Annotated in this window: 11 protein-coding genes; 7 read left to right on the plus strand and 4 right to left on the minus strand. The window is 68.6% G+C overall.

Going from position 1 to position 14,962, the window contains the following annotated elements:
- Nucleotides 1–116: 116 nt before the first annotated feature.
- Both CIK77_RS06910 and CIK77_RS06915 read right to left on the minus strand, forming a co-directional pair.
- The gene (locus CIK77_RS06910; protein ID WP_140403505.1) at nucleotides 117–380 is read right to left on the minus strand and encodes a hypothetical protein; all 264 of its coding nucleotides are present in this window, start codon (nucleotides 378–380) and stop codon (nucleotides 117–119) included.
- Between the two features lie 31 nt (nucleotides 381–411).
- Entirely contained in the window at nucleotides 412–1,935 is a 1,524-nt protein-coding gene (locus CIK77_RS06915) for an FAD-dependent oxidoreductase (protein ID WP_087054441.1), read from the minus strand.
- An 84-nt stretch (nucleotides 1,936–2,019) separates the two neighbouring features.
- On the opposite strand from CIK77_RS06915, the gene CIK77_RS06920 reads away from it, so the two are divergent.
- The 4 genes from CIK77_RS06920 to CIK77_RS06935 all read left to right on the plus strand — a co-directional run bounded on the left by CIK77_RS06920 (nucleotide 2,020) and on the right by CIK77_RS06935 (nucleotide 7,831).
- Nucleotides 2,020–2,631, plus strand: a complete 612-nt coding sequence (locus tag CIK77_RS06920; RefSeq protein ID WP_087054440.1) for a TetR/AcrR family transcriptional regulator — start codon at nucleotides 2,020–2,022, stop codon at nucleotides 2,629–2,631.
- 162 nt (nucleotides 2,632–2,793) lie between these two features.
- Nucleotides 2,794–3,480 (plus strand): TetR/AcrR family transcriptional regulator C-terminal domain-containing protein, encoded by a 687-nt coding sequence (locus tag CIK77_RS06925; RefSeq protein ID WP_114347229.1) that lies wholly within the window; start codon nucleotides 2,794–2,796, stop codon nucleotides 3,478–3,480.
- The gene (locus CIK77_RS06930) at nucleotides 3,480–6,092 is read left to right on the plus strand and encodes an ABC transporter ATP-binding protein/permease (RefSeq protein ID WP_170934093.1); all 2,613 of its coding nucleotides are present in this window, start codon (nucleotides 3,480–3,482) and stop codon (nucleotides 6,090–6,092) included. Before CIK77_RS06925 ends, CIK77_RS06930 begins: the two co-directional genes overlap by 1 nt.
- The gene (locus CIK77_RS06935; RefSeq protein WP_087054438.1) at nucleotides 6,089–7,831 is read left to right on the plus strand and encodes an ABC transporter ATP-binding protein; all 1,743 of its coding nucleotides are present in this window, start codon (nucleotides 6,089–6,091) and stop codon (nucleotides 7,829–7,831) included. Before CIK77_RS06930 ends, CIK77_RS06935 begins: the two co-directional genes overlap by 4 nt.
- Before the next feature lie 276 nt (nucleotides 7,832–8,107).
- On the opposite strand, the gene CIK77_RS06940 is transcribed toward CIK77_RS06935, so the two are convergent.
- A complete protein-coding gene (locus CIK77_RS06940) occupies nucleotides 8,108–9,544 on the minus strand; it encodes a DHA2 family efflux MFS transporter permease subunit (protein WP_087054437.1) in 1,437 nt (478 codons plus the stop codon).
- A gap of 55 nt (nucleotides 9,545–9,599) precedes the next feature.
- Between CIK77_RS06940 and CIK77_RS06945 the strand changes: the two genes are divergently transcribed.
- Nucleotides 9,600–10,388 carry a helix-turn-helix transcriptional regulator gene (locus CIK77_RS06945; protein WP_087054475.1) on the plus strand — a complete coding sequence of 263 codons (789 nt, stop codon included), beginning with the start codon at nucleotides 9,600–9,602 and terminating at the stop codon, nucleotides 10,386–10,388.
- A gap of 160 nt (nucleotides 10,389–10,548) precedes the next feature.
- On the opposite strand, the gene CIK77_RS06950 is transcribed toward CIK77_RS06945, so the two are convergent.
- A complete protein-coding gene (locus CIK77_RS06950; protein ID WP_087054436.1) occupies nucleotides 10,549–11,256 on the minus strand; it encodes a TetR/AcrR family transcriptional regulator in 708 nt (235 codons plus the stop codon).
- Between the two features lie 164 nt (nucleotides 11,257–11,420).
- Between CIK77_RS06950 and CIK77_RS06955 the strand changes: the two genes are divergently transcribed.
- Together CIK77_RS06955 and CIK77_RS06960 are read left to right on the plus strand one after the other, a co-directional pair.
- Nucleotides 11,421–13,226 carry an ABC transporter ATP-binding protein gene (locus CIK77_RS06955; RefSeq protein ID WP_249268519.1) on the plus strand — a complete coding sequence of 602 codons (1,806 nt, stop codon included), beginning with the start codon at nucleotides 11,421–11,423 and terminating at the stop codon, nucleotides 13,224–13,226.
- Nucleotides 13,223–14,956, plus strand: a complete 1,734-nt coding sequence (locus tag CIK77_RS06960; protein WP_087054435.1) for an ABC transporter ATP-binding protein — start codon at nucleotides 13,223–13,225, stop codon at nucleotides 14,954–14,956. Before CIK77_RS06955 ends, CIK77_RS06960 begins: the two co-directional genes overlap by 4 nt.
- Nucleotides 14,957–14,962: the final 6 nt, after the last annotated feature.

Genomic DNA, 14,962 nt, shown 5'->3' on the forward strand with positions numbered 1-14,962 from the left:
ATAACTCCACCGCGATACGCACGCCAGCAACGCCGGTTGCACATGAGTTAGCACGTAGAAACGCAGCAGCCGATCATGCCGGAGGCCCGGAAACAAGCGTCCTCAACCCCAGGCCTTCAACCCCTCCACGAGCTCAGCTCAGAACTGAGCCTGTTCGCGTCCGCGCGGCGGCGCTTACCCGTCCCGGCCAGGATCACGGTGGCGAGCCATTCCCCGTCCGGCCCCACCTGGGACGCGGTATCGATCTTGATGGTATCCCACCCGATCAGCGATCCGTCGAGCGCCTGGACGACGATCTTATGGTCACCAAACACCGCATCCGCGGGGATCGTCACCACGGTGTCGCCTGCAGCGTCCAGGGTGACGATACCGAGCAGCACCGGAGTGGAGTGGAGCCACACGCCGCCGGATCTAGTGGATTCTTGCCAGGTAGTCGGCGACGGCGTGCGTGTCGCCGGTATCGGTGATGAGGGCGATGTAGCCGTCTGGTCGGATGAGCACGAGCGAGCGGGGGGTCGCGTGGTACGCCTGAGCCAGATGGCCTCCGACGTCCGCGATCTCGTCGGGCCGGGTCGGGTGCTCGACGATGTGCAGCGTCCTGAGATCGGAGCCGGCAGCGTCGACCGTGGTGGTTCCCGTGAAGTCCAGGAGTGTGAAGCGTCCGCCGCTGGTCAGATCGAACAGCCGATGCTCGGCATCCGCATCGGCGAGCCGGGTCGCGTCGGGGGCGCGGTCTCCGGCGTGCAGCTCGGCGGCATCTCCTCGGTCGTCCTGCGCCAGGGCGGAGCCGCGGTAGCCGACGTCGAGCTGGATCGTGCTCGCGTCGCGGCGGGTCGATGGGCCCTGCTGCTCGAGGGCCTGCGCGAGGCGGGCGTCCGAGAACTCGAGCACGTCCGCGGCGATCGGCCGCCGCTCGGCCTCATAGCTGTCCAGCAGCGCGTCCGGGGCGCCGGCGGCGACGGCGGCGAGCTTCCAGCCGAGGTTGTGCGCGTCCTGGATGCCGGTGTTCATGCCCTGTCCGCCGGCCGGGGAGTGGACGTGTGCCGCGTCCCCGGCGAGGAGCACGCGCCCGGCACGGTAGCGGTCGGCGAGGCGGACGTTGGCGCGCCAGAGCGTGGACCACTCGGGTTCGTTCAGGCGGATGTCGGTGCGACTGCTGCGCCGCTCCAGGATCGCCTGAAGGTTCTCCAGAGCGGTCTCCGCGTTCTGCCCGGGCGTGATGCTGGCCTGGTACTGGAACAGGGCGGTGGAGGGGAGTGGGCACAGGCTGACGGCGCCTTCGGGATGCCGCCACATGTGCCAGGCGTCCCGGTCCAGTCCCTCGACGGCGAGATCGGCGACAAGCATCCGCACGCCCTCGCGCGTCTCTCCCTCGAACGCGATCCCGGACTGCTTGCGGACGATGCTGTGCCCGCCGTCGCAGCCGACGAGCCATCGCGCGATGATCGTGGCCTTCTCCCCGGCTGTGACGATCGTCGCCGACACCGCATCGTCGGACTGCTCCAGGCGCTCCAGCGTCGTGCCGAACTCGACGTCGCCGCCGAGTTCGGCCAGCCGTGACCGGAGGGCCTGCTCTACCCGCCACTGGGGCGTGATGAGGCTCGTCGTGTAGGGGATGTCCGGCCGGTTTCTCAGCGACTCCGGCTCGGCGCCGCCGAGCGTCACCGCGCCGTCGGGTCCGGTCGACTGCATCGGCATCGCCATCCGGCCGTGAGAGAGCACGCGGTCGATGATGCCGAGATCCTCGAACACCTCCAGGGTGCGCGGCTGCACGCCCTTGCCGCGAGATCCGGGCTGCGGGCCGGCGCCTGCTTCGATCAGGCGGAAGGGGATGCCCTTCCGGGCAAGCTCGCAGGCCAGAGTAAGACCGGTGGGACCGGCCCCGACGATCAGCACCATGGTCTCCGCTGGCGTCGGCGATGTCGCGTCGCTCATCTTCCATCCTCCTTTAAGAAAGTAAAACCTTTCTATAGGGTAGGCCTGGTTGCTGAGAAAGTAAAGACTGTCTATCGTCGAACCATGCCCACCGTGTCCACCGAGCCGTCGCGTCGACGTCGGCATGGCAAGCAGCTTGAGGCGGAGCTGCTTGCAGCGGCGTGGGAGGAGCTGGTCGAGGCCGGTTACGGCCGGCTCACGATGGATTCGGTGGCCCGGCGCGCGCGCACGAGTGAGCCGGTGCTGTACCGCCGGTGGGCCAACAAGGACGAGCTGGTCCTTGCCGCGATCGAGCGCCATAGAGACGCCAACCCCGTTGCGGTCCCGGACACCGGCTCCCTGCGCGGTGATCTGATCGCCTACCTGACGGCGATGAGCGAGGCGCGCGCGACCTTCTTCGCCGTCGCGGTGGCCGCCGCCTTCTCGGGCCTGCTCGCCGAGACTGGCCTGACCCCCGCCCAGGTCCGCGAAAGGGTCATGTCCGTCGAGGCGCTCCCCACCAGCCGTGACATCTACCGGCGCGCTCGCGATCGCGGCGAACTCGACCTCGGACGCATCTCGGCCGCGGTGCTGAACATGCCGTTCGAACTGGTGCGGCACGACTTGATCATGGACCTCCGGCCCCTGAAGCGCTCCCGCATCCGGGCCATCGTCGACGAACTCTTCCTGCCTCTCATCGGACTCGACGGGCGGTGAGGGCCCGCATGCTCCAACCGGAAGCATTGGAGCGCTGCTGAAATCAGCACCGAGTTCCCGACCGACGCCCTCCGTCGTTCTTCGGGAGATGAATTGCGGATTCTCGATCTCAATGGTTAGGCTAGCCTTAGTTATTGGTGGTAACTTTCCGGAGAGGCCGATATGAGACGAATCGGGGGGCGTCCCCGTCAGATCGAGATGGGGGACATCGTCCGTGTCGGCCGGGAGATCGGACTGCATCAGCTCAGCCTGAACGCCGTCGCCGCTCGGCTGGGCGTGTCCTCGACTGCCCTGTATCGGCATGTGGACGGACGGTGGGGCTTGGAGAGCCTGGTAGGTGAGAACATCCTCGCGGATCTGCAGTTGCCGGATGAGCCCTCCCAGGAGACGGCGCAGCATCTTCTGTCGTTGGGGCTTCGGCTGCGCTCGTTCATCCTGAAGCATCCGGGGTTGGCGGCGTATGTGCAGACGCTGTTCCCGCGCGGTGACAGCGGTCGGCGGCTGCTCGCTGCCGAGGTCGAGGCGCTGGGTCGGCGTGGCTACGCGGCGGATGCGGCGGTCGTGCTGTCGTCGGCGGTTGCGTCGGTCGCGATCGGCTATGCAGCCGCGGAGGACCTCCAACGGCAACGAGCCGAGGGGCGTGCGCGGCAGGAGGAGAACGCCTTGGCTGCGATGGGGGACGATCCTCGGCTGGGAAAGGCCTATTGGGGGCTCCCGGACGTGGGTGCCGACGAGTATGTGCGGCTGTGGCTGGGTGCGGCGGTGCGGGCGTTCGTGGCTGCGGCGCCTCCCGGGCGCTCTCCCGAGCAGATCAGGGCGGCACTGGATGCCGCAGGAAAGGGGCTGTGATGGCCAAGCGAGGATTCGGCGGCGTGGTGATGCGCGCCTATGGGGCGCGTGATCACGAGGCGACGGTCACAGCCACCGAGCTGATCTCACCGGGGCTTCTGCGGGTGCGCATGCACTCGGCGACGTTGCTGCGAGGCGATGTGCTGGCCCCGACCGCGGCCGTGCGGTTCTGGTTCCCCGATCATGAGGGGAAGGACTTCGAGCATCAGCGCGGGTACACCCTCTCCGAGGGTGATGAGGCTACCGGGGACTTCGCGGTCGACTTCGTGCTGCACGAGCCGGCTGGTCCCGCGTCGGCGTGGGCGAAGCGCGCCCAGCCCGGGATGACGGTGCAGGTGACGCCTTTCGGTAGCACCCGTTTCGATCTTCCTGCAGACCTGCCTGCCGGGTACCTGCTGATCGGGGATGCCGCGTCGATCCCGGCGATCAACGGGATCCTGGGGGTGGTGCCGGCAGAGGTGCCGGTTGAGGTCTACTTGGAGGAACACCAGGACACCGACCGCCTCATCCCGCTTGCCCCGCACCCGCGGGCCGCCGTGTACTGGGTGCCGCGTCGCGGGGAGGCCTCGCTCGCGGCGGCGATCGAGGCCCGCGATTGGTCGGACTGGTATGCGTGGGCAGCTCCGGAGTCGGGGTCGCTCAAGCAGCTGCGCGCTCGGCTGCGCGAGGAGCTCGGGTTCCCGCGCAGCGAGACCCATGCCCAGGCGTACTGGTATTACGGTCGCCCATTCGGATCGAATCGCTCCAAAGCCGCCCCGGAGCCGGCGCCCGTGGAACTTCCCCTCGGGCAGGCCGCCGGCGAGCCGGCCGCCGCGGAAGAGTCCACCGTCTCGAGCATGATGGCGCCGGGGGCGCGTCGAGGCTCCTGGCGGGCGCAGGCAGGCGGCCGGCTGATCTCCCCGCTTCGCGCGACCCTCGTTGTCGGCGGCGTCCTGCAGACGATCGTCACTCTCACCCAGCTCGCTCCCTTCGTGCTGTTGGTCGAATTGGCCCGCGTGCTGCTGACGGGAGCCGACAGCGGGGCCCTGTGGTCCCTCGGGATCTGGGCGGCCGTGCTCATGGGCGCGGGGGTGCTGCTGTCGTCTGCGCTGATGCTCTGGATGCATGCGGTCGACGCGCGCTTCGCCCGCGACTTGCGCGCACGGCTGCTCGCGAAGCTCGCACGGGTGCCGTTGGGCTGGTTCGACGCGCGCGGTTCGGGGCAAGTCAAGCAGCTGGTGCAGGATGACACGCTGGCGTTGCACTACCTCGTCACCCATGCCGTGCCGGACGCGGTCGCGGCGGTGGTCGCGCCGGTCTCGGTGCTGGTGTACCTGTTCGTCGTGGACTGGCGGATCGCGCTGGCTCTGCTGCTGCCGGTGCTGGCGTACGTACTCGGGATGGCGGTGATGTTGGCCCAGTCGGGGCCGAAGACGTCGCTGGCGATGAAATGGGCGGAGCGGACGAACGTCGAAGCCGGGGCGTACCTGGAGGGGCAGCCCGTGATCCGAGTCTTCGGCGGCGCTGCCGCCTCCACTTTCCGTGCACGCCTCGGGGAGTACATCGATTTCCTGCGCGACTGGCAGCAGCCGATGATCGGGCAGCGCACCTTCATCGACCTCGTCACCCGTCCCGGGACGTTCCTGCTGCTCATCGGCGCGCTCGGCACGCTGCTTGTCACGACCGGGGGCATGGATCCGGTCGCTCTTCTTCCGTTCCTGCTGCTGGGCACCACGTTCGGGGCGCGGCTGCTGGGGATCGGCTACGGCCTGGGCGGGCTGCGTACGGGGCTGATCGCGGCCCGCGATATCCAGCTCGCGCTCGACGAGCCCGAACTGGACAGCGGCCCGGGAGCGACGGGCGGTGCGCAGGAGCCGGCCGGCCGTGTCGAGTTCGACCGGGTCGGCTTTTCCTACCGGCCCGGGGTTCCGGTGCTGCAGGATGTCGACCTCATCCTGGAGCCGGGCACCGTCACAGCGCTGGTCGGACCATCCGGCTCGGGCAAGTCCACCCTCGCCGCGCTGCTGGCTCGCTTCCACGACGTCCAGACCGGAGCGATCCGTGTCGGCGGGCGGGATCTTCGCGAGCTGACCGCCGACGAACTCTACGCCAGGGTCGGGTTCGTATTCCAGCAGACGCAGCTGGTGCAGGGGACCGTGCATGAGAACATCGCCCTCGCCGACCCCGGCGCGAGCCGGGAGCAGGTGGAGGAAGCAGCACGCGCGGCACAGCTCCATGAGCGGATCATGCGGATGCCGGACGGATACGACACGGTTCTCGGTACGGATGCGGCGTTGTCGGGCGGGGAGCGTCAGCGGCTCACGATTGCACGCGCTCTCCTCGCAGACGCCCCTGTGCTCGTGCTCGATGAGGCGACCGCGTTCGCCGACCCCGAGTCCGAGTACCTGGTGCAGCGGGCGCTGAACCGGCTGACCGCCGAGCGCACTGTGCTTGTGATCGCGCACCGGCTGCACACGATCACCGGCGTGGACCGGGTCGTCGTGCTGGACCACGGCCGGATCGCCGAGGTCGGCACGCACGAGGAGCTGCTGGCACGCGACGGCCGTTACCGGCGGCTCTGGGACGCTGGCCGACCTGCGTCCGCCGTCAGCGGGAAGGAAGAACTCCGATGATCCGCTCGATGCTCGCACTATTGCCCGCAGGCAGCGCCGGTCGGGTCGCCCGGCACCTTGTGCTGACCACACTCGGCGTCATCCTGAGAGCGGCCGGGGTGGTGCTGCTCATCCCGCTGATCGCCGCACTGTTCAGCGAGGATCCCGCCGTCGCCTGGCCGTGGGCAGGGCTGCTGGCCGTGGTGACCGTCGCCGGCTGGTTCGTCGACTGGGCCGCGGCGCAGCTCGCCTATCGTCTGGGCTTCGGGATCCTCGACAATGGCCAGCGCACCCTCGCGGACCGGATCATCGGGATCCGCCTGAACTGGTTCACGGCCGAGCACACCGCCACGACTCGGCAGGCCGTGGCCACCACCGGCCCCGATCTCGTCGGCGTCATCGTCTACTTCGTCACCCCGCTGCTCAGCGCGATCCTGCTCCCGCTGGTCATCGCCCTCGTGCTGGTGCCCATCGCCTGGCAGCTCGGCGTGGCGGCCCTGGTCGGGATCGTCGTGCTGTTCGCGGCGTTCTGGGTCTCGGGACGGCTCGGGCGCGCCGCCGACCGGGCGGCCGAGCGCGCCAACACCAGCCTGACCGAGCGGGTGCTGGAGTTCGCCCGCACCCAGCAGGCGCTCCGTGCCGCGCGGCGGGTCGAACCGGCCCGCAGCCACGCCGGTGCGGCTCTGGCCACCGCGCACAACGCCACGATGAAGACGCTGCTCCTGCAGATCCCCGGTCAGCTGCTCTTCGGTCTCGCCAGCCAGCTCGCCCTCCTCGCACTCGCCGGCACAGCCGTGATACTGACCATCCAGGGTGCCCTCAGCATCCCCCAGGCGATCGCGCTCATCGTCGTGATCGTCCGCTACCTGGAATCCTTCACCGTGTTCGCAGAGCTCTCCCCCGGGCTCGAGACGGTCACCGGCACGCTGCGCCGCATCCGCGAAGTTCTCGACGCCCCGCGGGAGCCCGCGGGCGAGGCCCAGGTGGAGATCGCCGGTGCACCGCGGATCGAACTGCGCAACATCGACTTCCGGTATGGCGGCGACGCGGCCGACGGACCACGCGTGCTCGACGATCTCGATCTCGTTTTCGAGCCCGGCACGACGACCGCGATCGTCGGTCCATCCGGGTCGGGCAAGAGCACCGTTCTCGCCCTCATTGCCGGACTGCATCACCCCGACGCCGGGGCCGTGCTCGTGAACGGGCAGGAACTGCGGAGCCTCGACGTCGACGCGCGCCGTGACCTGGTCAGCGTGGTGTTCCAGCACCCCTACCTGTTCGACGGCAGCATCCGCGACAACGTGCTCGTCGGAGACGCGGACGCCGACGAGCAGCGACTGGGCGAGGCCGCCGCCCTGGCCCGGGTTGATCGTCTCGTGAGCCGGATGCCGGACGGATGGGACAGCCGGGTCGGCGAAGCCGGCGGCAGCCTCTCGGGCGGCGAACGCCAGCGCGTCTCCATCGCCCGCGCGCTCCTCAAGCCAGCACCGGTCCTGCTCGTGGACGAGGCCACGAGCGCCCTCGACACCGAGAACGAGACCGCGGTCGCCGCCGCGTTGAGCAACGACCCCATCCCGCGCACCCGCGTGATCGTCGCGCACCGACTCAGCAGCATCCGCTCCGCCGACCGCGTCGTGTTCCTGGAAGACGGCCGCGTCGTCGAAGACGGCGCCCTCCCCGAACTGCTCGCCGCCGGCGGCCGCTTCGCCGAGTTCTGGCAGCAGCAAGACGCCGCAAGCGCCTGGCGGCTCGGAACCTGACCCGCGTGCCCAACAACGCGAACATCGGGCGGCGACCACCAATGGCCCCGGCGCACTCAAATCCCGTGAACACGGGTGAAGAAATGGACGCTATCCGCCACGCGAGCGGCGACGGCCAGCCGACGGCCAGCGGCCAGGCAACAACGCTGTGTGCTGCCCCCGGCATCTGCATCCTCGCTGACACGCTGTCCTGGTTCCTACCCGCCCGCCCGACACGGACGACGACCGAGGCGCCGAACGACGAGTGTGCGCCACCTTGACCGGCGCCCTCACCGATTATCGGCGGCCTCCTCGAGCCCGGCCACGGTTGCCACGTTGGCGGGCGCTGCGTTCGGTGTAGGCGAGCAGGAGAGTCGGAATGGTTGCGATGATGGTGATCGCGAGGACCCACCAGAATGTGGTGGAGAATCCGTCAGCCTCCTCGGCCGGCGTGGTGCCGTGGTGGAGTTGACCGGTGAGGACGACGGCGAGCACGGCGGTGCCGATCGCGCCGCCGACGCGCTGGAGGATGTTGAGCTGCGGTGTCGCGTCGGGGATCTGCTCCGGCCGCAGGGCCTGGTACGCCGCGGTCATCGTCGGGAGGATCGACAGGCCGAATCCGACGCCGCGGACGACCATGACGACGCAGAGCAGCCAGTACGAGGTGCTGGTGGTCAGGAACAGGAACGGGATGGTCGCGACCGTCAGGATCGCGGCGCCCGTGAACGAGGTGATCCCGGGACCGAAGCGGTCGGTGAACGGTGCGGAGAGCAGCGCGCCGATCGCGGTCGGTGCGACCAGCAGCCCGGCGATGATCACATCCTCACCCCGGACGGTCTGGAGATACAACGGCATCAGGATCATGCCCCCGTAGTTCGCCGCACCGAGAGCGAACGTGGCGATCATTGCCGCGGTGAACTCCCGATTGGCGTACAGCCGGACATCCAGCAGCGGATGCTTCGACCGGAGGGCGTGCAGGACGAAGCCGGTCAGGGCGAGCACCCCGACCAGGAGCCCGGCGACAGCATTCGTGTCCAGGCCTCCCGCGACACCGATCTCGGCCAGGCCGTAGGTGATGCCCACGATCCCGAGGGACGCCAGGATCAGACCGAGCAGATCGAACCGTCCCGCGTCTGCGCCCTTGTCCATCGGCAGGAGTCGAAGGGCGAGCACGATGCCCACGATGCCGATGGGGACGTTGAGCCAGAAGATCGCCTGCCACCCGAGCCCGGAAATGAGCAGACCCCCGACGACAGGCCCGATTGCCGGGGCGAAGATGATCGGGATCGCCAGCAACGCGATCACCTTGCCCATCTGGCTCTTGGCGGCGTGCGCGGTCCAGATTATCGTCCCGACGGGCATGATCATCCCGCCCCCGACGCCCTGCAGCGCCCGGGCAGCGATCAGCATCTCCAGGCTCTGCGAGAACGCGCACCACACCGAACCGATGGTGAACACGACCAGCGCGGCGACATACAGCCGCGCGGCCCCGAGCCGGCGTGCCGCCCACCCCGTCACCGGGATGACGGCCGCGAGCGCGAGCAGGTAGGCGGTGATCGCCCACTGCACCGAGTCCAGCCCCGCGTGCAGGCCGCCTGCGAGGCTGTGCACGGCGACGTTGACGATCGTCGTGTCCAGGAACGACAGCGAGGCGCCGATCATCACCACGCCGATCGCGCGGCGCAGTGCCGGCGAGAACCGCTCGTTCGCGGTCTCCGTCATCCCATCGGTCATCAGCGCGCTCCTCAGGTCGGTTCACATTCGGCATTTCCAAACTAGAATGGCCGTCATGCACGTAGAGGCCAACCAGTACCCCGAAACGGCCAACCTGGTGGAGCCGGTGCTCTCGCCCGTCCTGAGCATCGACCGCGATACCGCGCAGGACCATGAGCTCCTGCATCTGCACGCACACCCGGAGCCGATGCTGACGTGGAGCTCGACCGCGACGCTGATCGGCAGCGTCGCCGGGCGTGACTGGCTGATCCCGCCCGGCTACGGTCTCTGGGTTCCCGGCGGCATCGAGCACTCCGGTGCGGTGCTGCACGCCGGCGAGATGACGACGATCACCTTCGCTCCCGACGGCAGCCCTCTCGCCTGGACCGAGCCCACCAGCTTCGCCGTCGGGTCGTTGCTAGGCGAGATCATCACCCATCTGCATCGCATCGCTCCCGACGATCCCAGCCGTTCGCCCGCGGAGGCACTCATGTTCCAGCTGCTCACCCCGCTGCCCGCGCAACATATCCACGTCACCATGCCCGCCGACCCGCGAGCTCGCGCGATCGCCGAGCTGCTCTTCGCCCACCCAGACGATCAGCGCGAGCTCACCGCCTGGGCCGACCACGTCCATGCCAGCGTCCGAACCCTGTCCCGGCTGTTCCGCGCCGAGACCGGGCTGAGCTTCGCCAGCTGGCGTACCCAGGTCCGCATCCGCGCCGCCATCCCGATGCTCGCAGACGGCACACCGGTGGCCGCCGCCGCCCGAGCAGTCGGCTACCGCAAACCCAGCGCGTTCATTGCCGCGTTCCACCGGACCACCGGTCAGACCCCTGGAACCTACCTGCCTCAGACGCGGCGGTGATCGACCCCGCATCGCCAACGGATTCGAGTGACCGCGTCCCACCGCTTTACGCGGCTCTCACCGCGCCATGCCGGACAGCTTCGCTCAGCGGTCGCTGTGGTGACTCGTTCGCGCCGGCCACCGAGTCTGAAGCGGTGACCCCTCAGCCCTCCGCACGACGTCAGCTCGTCCGGGCGGCATCCGACGAGGGGTTCATGGCCGCGAGGCCGGCGAGCGTGTTCTCCACGATGAAGCGGTAGTAGGTCTCGCGCTGGCGCGCGGCAGGTTCGCCGCCGCGGGCGAAGGGCGTGATGAAGCCCTCGGCGAGGCGCGCCAGCCCGGGGCTTGCTTCGGCTGTTCGGCGGAATTCCGCCATCATGGTCGTGTGGTCGCGGGGCCCGTCGTCCTCGTGGATGAGGCGGTCGTCGCCGATCGTGATGGTGAGCATGGCGTTATTCAGCAGCGCCGCGTAGGCCAGGCTCGCGTGGTCGCCGAATCCGCCGCGGATCAGCGCCGCGATCCCCGTGTCGACGATCGGGAGGGCCGAGGGGAAGGTCGGTCCGTGCATGAGCAGCCACTTGGCCACGCCGGGATAGGGGGCGATCACCGCGTAGCCGGATAGCAGCAGGGCCCGGAACCATTCCTCCCACTCGAGTTCGGGTGGCGGAGGAATGAGGCGGGTGAGGACGCGCTCGACGACGCCGCGGGCGATGAGATCTTTGCCTCCGACATGGTGGTAGACGACCGACGGCGCGACATTCAGGCGACGCGCGAGATCCCTGATCGACCAGCCGAGGAGGTGCGACTCCGCGGTGAGATCGGTCGCCGCATCCACGACCCGCTCCGGAGTCAGCCCGACATGAAACGGGGCTGCAACGGTCTCCGCCATGAGGACGCTCCTTTCTCACCCCGTCCAGTGTGCCGGATAAGCGACCCACCCACGTATAGAGGTTAGGGTTACCTAACCTCTAGGATGGTCGCTATCGATTAGAACACCGTTCAGTGTACACTCGATAATGATTCTCAATAAGGACCGGAAGAAAGGCGGAACACATGGCAGCGACCAACGCGGCGATGATGCCGAATATGACGGCCGGCGATCATGCGGCGGTGGAGGAGAGCTTCTTGGTCGCGGTCAAGGGCAGTCTCGCCGCCATCATCGCATTGGCCGTCCTCGGTGCGGCGAGCAGCGTGATCCCGTTCATCGCGATCGTGGAACTGGCCCGCACCCTGCTCCCGGCGATCGACGGAGCATCCGTCGACGCGGGCCGGGTCTGGGCGATCGTGCTCGTCGCAGTGGTCGCGTTGGTGGTGAGTTTCGGTGCAGCCTTCCTCTCCGGCGTCGTCGGTCACTTCGCCGATGCTGAGTTGCAGCATTCGCTGCGCCGGAGGATCATCCGCCACCTCCAGCGTCTCCCGCTGGGCTGGTTCGATCGCCGCAGCTCCGGCTCGGTGCGCAAGCTCGTCGAGAACGATGTGGTCGCGCTGCACCAACTGGTCGCGCACTCCATCCAGGACGTCCTCACCGCGATCACGGTGCCGGCGATCAGTATCGTCTACCTCTTTGTCGTGGACTGGCGGATGGCGCTGGCTGCGCTCGTCCCGCTGGTCCTGATCTTCCTTCTCTACCCGCTGATGATGCGAGGTGCCGGAGAAAAGTACATCCAGTACGACGCGGCCACGCAGGCGCTATCCGGAGCGACCGTCGAGTTCGTGCAGGGCATCGCCGTCGTCAAGCGCTTCGGACAGGTGGGGCGCAGCCACCGCCGGTATCGCGATGCGACCGGTGAGTACTCGAGGTTCGTCGGCGAGTGGACGCGCGAGACCGCAGTCGTGTTCACGATCGTGGAACTGATCGCCTCGCCGATCGTCGTCCTGGCCTGGCTTCTCGTCGCCGGTGTGTGGCTGGTCGCCAATGCCGGCGCCTCCCCGGTGGACGTGCTTCCTGGGCTTCTTCTGGGCCTGGGGCTGACCGCGCCGCTGATGAAGCTGGGCGCGTCGGGTCAGTTCCTGCGCAACGCGACGAAGGCTCAGCAGTCCCTGACCGAGTTCTTCGCCCTACCCTCCGTGACCCCGCCCGATGCGCCACAGACGCCGCAGGGCCACGATGTCGACTTCGAGGACGCCGCGTTCAGCTATGACGGGGAGCACCGCGTGCTCCACGAGGTCGCAGCGTCCTGCGCTCCCGGAACCGTCACCGCGCTCGTGGGCGCTTCCGGGTCGGGGAAGTCGACGCTCGCGAAGCTCGTCCCACGGTTCTATGACGTCGACGCCGGTGAGGTCGGGATCGGGGGCGCCGATGTGCGCCAGGTCGCGTCCGCCGAGCTCTACCGTCAAGTCGGCTTCGTCTTTCAGGACGTGCAGCTTCTGCGCGCGAGCCTGCGTGACAATATCCGTCTTACACGGCCCGATGCCTCCGATGAAGAGGTCGAGGCTGCCGCGCGCGCAGCCCAGATCCATGACCGGATCGTGCGCTTCGAGCATGGCTACGACGCGGTGGTCGGCGAGGACGCGAATCTCTCCGGCGGTGAGGCACAGCGGGTCACGATCGCCCGGGCGTTGCTCGCCGATGCGCCGATTCTCGTGCTGGACGAGGCGACCGCGTTCGCCGATCCGGACTCGGAAGCGGCGATCCAGTTGGCGCTGAGCACTCTCGCGGCTGATCGCACCGTGCTCGTGATCGCTCACCGGCTGCACACGATCGCAGGTGCCGACCAGATCCTCGTCCTCGACGCCGGTCGCATCATCGAGCGCGGCACGCATGCTGAGCTCCTCGCCGGGGGAGGCCGCTTCGCCCAGATGTGGGCCGACTACCAAGCCAACCATGCCCGCTCCCTCCCGGAAGGAGTCCAGTCGTGATCCGTCGCCTGCTGCGCTACTGCTCGCCCCGTGCCCGTCGTCTGGTGATCGCGGAGCTGAGCTTCGTGGTGGTCGCCGCTCTCCTGCAGGGCATCGCCTTTCTCCTGCTCGTGCCATTGCTGCGGGCACTGTTCCTCGGTGACCTGGAGGCGGCGTGGGGCTGGGTGGGGGCTGTCGCCGTTGCTGCCGTCGGCTACGTGCTCGCGTCGTGGTTCGCGAGCCAGATCGGGATGAAGGCCTCCACCGCCGTGCTCGACTCACTGCTGGAGCAACTCGGCGACAGTGTGGTGTCGTTGCCGGTGAGCTGGTTCTCGTCCGATCGGACGGGCCTGGTCACCGGATTGGCCACGCAGGGCGCGATGTTCGTCTCGACGATGCCCTATGCCATCCTTCGGCAGATCCTCGCCGGCTTCATCGCCCCCGGCACCGTGCTGGTCGGGATGTACTTCTTCGACTGGCGACTGGCGCTGGCGATGACCGTGATGGTGCCGATCATCGCGATCGGCTACCGCTGGCTGAGCCGCCGGATCGGCCGCGGCGACAAGGAGCATTCGGTCGCCGTCGCTGAGACCTCAAATCGGGTCGTCGAGTTCGCCCGCGCCCAGCCCGCGTTGCGCACCGCGGGCGAGGGCTCGATCGCCGACCGGCTCGTCGACCAGGCGCTCGAGAACCAGCACAAGGAGTACCGGGGCCTGCTGGTCACCGGAGGCGCAGCGATCGCGCTGTTCGCGGGGCTCGTGCAACTATCGGTCACGGTCGTTCTCGTCCTCGGAGCTTTCCTCGCCGTCGGTGGATCGATCGACATCGCAACCCTGATCGCGCTGCTCGTCCTCGGAGTGCGATTCAACGAGCCGATCGTCACCGCCGGCGACCTCGGCGGCGGCATCGCCGTCGCGAAGACCACGATCGACCGTCTCGACGAGTTCGCGGGGATCGCGCGGCTTCCCGAGCCCGAGCATCCGGCCGTACCTTCCGATTTCGGCGTCGAGTTCCAGGACGTCACTTTCGGCTACGGTGGCGACCCCGTACTGAGGGATCTCTCGTTCTCCGCTCCCGGCGGCGGGATGACGGCGATCGTGGGCCCGTCGGGTTCGGGCAAGACGACGATCACCAAGCTCATCGCCCGCTTCTACGACCCCGAGGTCGGCACCGTGCTCATCGGCGGCGTGCCGCTGCCGGAGCTCGGGACCGACGTCGTGGAGGCCGCGGTCGCTCCGGTCTTCCAGGACGTCTACCTGTTCGACGACACCATCCTGAACAACGTCTGGATCGGCAACCCCGATCTGTCCCGCGAGGAGGTCATCGCCGCCGCCACCCGCGCGCGCGTCGACGAGATCATCACGCGCCTCCCTGGCGGGTGGGATGCGCGCGTCGGGGAGGGCGGGTCGAACCTGTCGGGCGGCGAACGGCAACGGGTGTCCATCGCCCGTGCCCTGCTGAAGGATGCCCCGATCGTGCTGCTCGATGAAGCCACCAGCGCCCTCGACATCGGCAACGAGATCGCGATCGGTGACGCGATCGACTCCATCCGCTCCGGTCGCACCCTCATTGTCGTCGCCCACCGGTTGCAGACGATCATGACCGCTGACCGGATCATCATGCTCGACGGCGAAGGCAGTATCCGCGAATCCGGCGGCCACGCCGAGCTCTTGGCCCACGGCGGCGCGTACGCGCGCTACTGGAACGAGCGGGTCGACGCGGCCGGCTGGCAGCTCACCCACCACGACTGAACCACC

The organism is Microbacterium sp. JB110, from assembly GCF_003335195.1.
GTDB lineage: Bacteria > Actinomycetota > Actinomycetes > Actinomycetales > Microbacteriaceae > Microbacterium.